Origin of the sequence: Citrobacter sp. wls826 (genome assembly GCF_005281245.1) — a bacterium.
Classification (GTDB): Bacteria; Pseudomonadota; Gammaproteobacteria; order Enterobacterales; family Enterobacteriaceae; genus Citrobacter; species Citrobacter braakii.
Genome location: NZ_SZWS01000048.1, coordinates 37,292 through 41,913 on the forward strand (window position 1 = coordinate 37,292; position 4,622 = coordinate 41,913).

Annotated in this window: 4 protein-coding genes; 1 reads left to right on the top strand and 3 read right to left on the bottom strand. The window is 53.3% G+C overall.

All coding sequences use genetic code 11. The features are described 5' to 3' along the window. The 3 genes from add to malX form a co-directional block, all read right to left on the bottom strand. A partial coding sequence (gene add / locus FDW87_RS10820) for an adenosine deaminase (RefSeq protein WP_137379768.1) occupies positions 1 to 969 on the bottom strand: 969 nt, incomplete at its 3' end. A gap of 100 nt (positions 970 to 1,069) precedes the next feature. After that, on the bottom strand, positions 1,070 to 2,242 hold the full coding sequence (locus tag FDW87_RS10825; protein ID WP_137379733.1) for a MalY/PatB family protein: 1,173 nt from the start codon (positions 2,240 to 2,242) through the stop codon (positions 1,070 to 1,072). 10 nt (positions 2,243 to 2,252) lie between these two features. Then, a complete protein-coding gene (gene malX, locus FDW87_RS10830) occupies positions 2,253 to 3,845 on the bottom strand; it encodes a maltose/glucose-specific PTS transporter subunit IIBC (protein WP_016156442.1) in 1,593 nt (530 codons plus the stop codon). A gap of 169 nt (positions 3,846 to 4,014) precedes the next feature. Here malX and malI point away from each other — a divergent pair. Continuing rightward, positions 4,015 to 4,622, top strand: a 608-nt coding sequence (gene malI / locus FDW87_RS22315) for a Mal regulon transcriptional regulator MalI (protein WP_249932406.1), incomplete at its 3' end; no start/stop codon positions are given.

Here is a 4,622-nt window from a genome sequence, read left to right on the forward strand (position 1 = left end):
TTTTTCTTCGTTACTCAGAAATGCCATTTCCAGGCCGTTGATTTGCGCTTGACGGATCTGTTCGCGCGTGAGTCCTGCTGCTGGCGCGGCAATGGTGTACTCGTGAATAATATCCACACCCTGTACCGCCGGATCGTCCGTATTCAAGCTGGCTAAAACGCCATGCTCCAGGAATGTTTTCAGCGGGTGGTTTGCCAGAGAGGCGACGGTGCTGGTCTGAATGTTCGATGTCAGGCAGGATTCGATGCCGATACGGTGTTCGGCGAGGAAATCCATCAATGCACGATCTTCAACGGCTTTTACGCCGTGACCAATACGTTCTGCGCCCAGCTCTTTAATAGCCTGCCAGATACTTTCTGGTCCCGCGGCTTCGCCCGCATGCACGGTAATACGCCAGCCGGCGTCGCGCGCCTGATTGAAATGCGACAGGAACAGACTGCCCGGGAAACCCAGTTCGTCACCCGCCAGATCCAGTGCCGTAATATGGTCTCGGTGGGCTAACAGCGCATCCAGTTCCTGCAGGCAGGCGGCTTCGCCGAAGGTACGGCTCATAATGCCAATTAAGCGAGCTTCGACGCCAAAGGTCTTGCAGCCCTCGCGTACGCCGGCAATGACGGCTTCAACCACGCCCGCAACCGGGAGCTGATGCGCCATCGCCATATAGCCGGGTGAAAAACGTAATTCTACATAGTGCAGACCGTTACGTGCTGCATCCTCAATATTCTCAAATGCCACGCGGCGACACGCATCCAGCGAGGCCAGTACCTTCACGCCCCAGTCAAGCTTGGATAAAAAGCTCACTAAATCCGGCTCAGTTGATGTGACTTGCACATGAGGGATCAGCGTCTCCAGCGTTTGTGCCGGAAGCGTTAAATTGAACTGACGACCCAGATCCAGGATCGTTTGGGCACGGATGTTACCATCAAGGTGGCGATGGACGTCGGTCAGGGGGAGGGAAGTATCAATCATGGTCGCACTCGTGTATTTAGGTAAAGTGCGTCGTATTATATGAAAAAATCGGGATAAAAAGCTATGTTGCGCAATGAATAATTTCATTGCGCAAACTTAATTAGCGTACAGAACGGATGGCGTTAATCAGCCCCTGAACGCCTTTTTCAAGCTTGGATCTCGGGCATCCGGCATTGAGACGTACAAAACCGCGACCTTCTTCTCCGTAGGTGTATCCCGGCATGATAGCCACTTTCTGCTGGTGGATGAGAACATCCTGCAAGGCATGGTCATCAATATTGAGCGGACGCAGGTCAATCCATGCCAGATAGGTGGATTGCGGAATCTGCCAGTTGAGTTCGGGGAATGCGGCATTAAGCTCACGTGCAACGTAATGCAGATTGCTGGCAAGATAATCGCGCAGCGCATCAAGCCAGCTTGCACCCTGTTGATAAGCGGCAATATGTGCGCTAAGCGCCAGCACCGCAGGCGAGGAAAGACCATCGCGGCCTTTTAACGCGCTGAGGTAATCGTTGCGGCTTTGAGCATCTTCAATGAGTCCGTAAGCCCCGGTTAGTGCCGGAATATTAAAACTCTTTGAGCCGGAAGTGAGCAGTGCCCAACTGCCACGCGCGACGTTACTCCACGGGATGTGCGGCCGGTCTGACCATACCATATCCATATGAATCTCATCGGAGATGACTTTTACACCATAGCGCTGACACAGTTCCGCCATGGCTTCCAGCTCGTCGCGCGTCCACACTTTACCCGTTGGGTTTTGTGGGCTGCAAAGCAGAAGAATTTTGCTTTCAGGTCGAGACAGGGCTTTCTCCAGCGCAACCATGTCACAAAACCAGCCGTCGGCGCGTTTTTCTAGTCCGACTGCGCACACCTGGCGCTGATTACCTTCAATCGCTTTGTAAAACGCATCGTACGCCGGAGTATGGATAACCACCGCATCGCCCACGGATGACCACTGGCGGATCAACTCCGACACCATATAGATGACCGAGGGGCCGTATACCAGCGACTGAGGATCTATTTGGGTGTTATGTCGCGAAAGAAACCAATGGCTTATCGCCGCCAGAAACTCATCGTTTTTCCAGCGGCTGTAACCCAACACGCCATGTGACAGGCGCTGAGTCAGCGCCTCCAGAATGCAAGGTGCGGTGGCAAAATCCATATCGGAGATGGTGAATGGCAGCAGGTCGGCTGAACCAAAACGGTCGGCAACGTAATCCCACTGAGTACACCAAGTACCGTGCCTGTCCACAACCTTTGAAAAATCAAACATATTGTTATCCTTAAGCCTGTACGGTGTTCATCAGAACCGCGATCTCGTCTTTCACTGACTGGACCTGCGGACCGATAACGACCTGAAGGTTATGCTGATTGAGTTGTACTACGCCAATGGCACGATTGTCCTTCAGAGCCTGTACGTTAACAAGCGACATATCTTTCACTGACAAGCGCAGACGGGTGATGCAATTATCCAGGCTGACAATGTTTTCTGCGCCGCCCAGCGCCGCCAGAATAGCAGGGACGTTGTAACCTGATTTACCAGGCGCTCCGGCCATTACTTTTTCGATATTGCTGGCAATTTCGACTTCACGGCCCGGCGTCTTCAAATTGAAACGCGTGATGGCGAAGCGGAAGATCATGTAGTACACCGCAAACCAGATAGCCGCGACAACAGGGACCAGGTACCACTTGGTGGACAATCCGTGCAGGATGCCGAACACCACGAAGTCAATCAGGTTACCGTCAGTGTTACCGATAGTGACGCCAAGCACCGCCATCACGGTGAAGCCAAGACCGGTTAGCAGGGCGTGGATTACATACAGAACCGGAGCGACGAACAGGAATAAGAACTCGAGTGGTTCAGTTGTACCGCCGATGACACAGGCAATCAGACCAGAAATTAATAACCCTTTAATTTTATGACGATTTTCAGGGCGTGCGCAGTGGTACATGGCTAATGCCGCACCCGGTAAACCGCCGAGGAACGCCGGCATTTTACCCTGGGACAGGAAACGTGTTGCGCTTTCAGAGAAACCTTGCGTTGTCGGGCAGCTCAGTTGAGCCTGGAAAATAGTCAGTGCGCCGCTCACGCTATGGCCGCAGACTTCCTGTGTGCCGCCAGCTTCGGTGAAGCGAATGAGTGCCACCAGAATATGGTGCAGGCCAAAAGGCAGCAGCAGACGCTCACCGGTGCCAAACAGCATAGGACCAAATTCCCCCGCGCTATTGATGATGTGACCGAGTCCGGTAATGCCCATGGCGAAAACCGGCCAAATCAGGGGAATGACCAGCCCGACCAATCCCATCACCACCGAGGAGATGATAGGCACAAAGCGCGTACCACCGAAAAACGCCAGCGCATCCGGCAGACGAATGTTGTGGAAGCGTTCATGCAGCATCCAGACAATGATCCCGGCAATAACGGCACCGAGGATCCCGGTGTCGATCGACTGGATCCCCAGAATGTTTTGCACGTTGTTGGCTTTCAGGATCGCCGCATCTGTGGTGGGTAAGATACCTTTGGCGGTTAACCAGAAATTGACGGCGAGGTTCATGACCGCATAACCGACAAAACCGGCAAACGCCGCAACGCCTTTGTTCTCGCGCGCCAGGCCCAGAGGAATGGCAATACAGAACATGACTGGCAGGAAGCTAAACGCAAATGAGCCAACTTTACTCATCCAGGTAAAGATGGCCTGAAGCACCGGATTCCCCAACGCCGGGATCAGCGTCAAGACATCATGGCTACTCAACGAGCTGCCGATCCCCAACATGATCCCGCAAAATGAAAGCAGCGCTACAGGCAGCATAAAGGTTTTGCCCAACTGCTGGAAAAATTCCCATAACGTTATTTTTGGTGTGGTTCTCGCCGTCATCAAACGACTCCTTGTAAAGGCTAGCTGACTAATGATGGCGAGAAGATAAAACGTTTTACCTAATTTTAGTGCGGTATAAATCACATTATCGAACGATAATAGGGGGTATAAATATAAGTGATTGATAAAACGTTTTATCCGTCACGTTATCAGGGAGTTTTCTGTTTTTATGGCTATAGCCAAAAAAATAACCATCCATGATGTTGCGCTGGCTGCGGGGGTTTCGGTCAGCACCGTCTCATTGGTGCTCAGTGGAAAAGGGCGAATTTCATCAGCGACTGGGGAGCGGGTGAATGCTGCTATTGAGCAACTGGGGTTTGTGCGTAACCGCCAGGCATCAGCGCTGCGCGGCGGGCAGAGCGGAGTAGTTGGTTTGATTGTACGCGATCTTTCAACGCCGTTTTACGCCGAGCTGACGGCGGGTCTGACGGAAGCGTTAGAAGCGCAGGGGCGCATGGTCTTCTTACTGCACGGCGGTAAAGATGGGGAGCAGCTGGCGCAGCGTTTCGCGATGTTACTCAACCAGGGGGTGGATGGCGTGGTCATTGCCGGGGCCGCTGGCAGCAGTGATGCACTGCAACAGTTGGCCGCTGATAAAGGGATCCCGGTGGTATTTGCATCCCGCGCCAGCTACATGGATGACGCAGACACCGTCAGGCCCGATAACATGCAGGCTGCACAGTTACTGGTTGAACATCTTATCCGCCACGGACACCAGCGTATTGCCTGGCTGGGCGGGCAGAGTTCTTCATTGACTCGCGCAGAGCGCGTCGGCGG

What these genes read in the sequence shown, in the direction of transcription:
- malX (WP_016156442.1), bottom strand. Translation starts at nt 3,845, where the DNA reads ATGACGGCGAGAACCACACCAAAAATAACGTTATGGGAATTTTTCCAG.
- FDW87_RS10825 (WP_137379733.1), bottom strand. Translation starts at nt 2,242, where the DNA reads ATGTTTGATTTTTCAAAGGTTGTGGACAGGCACGGTACTTGGTGTACT.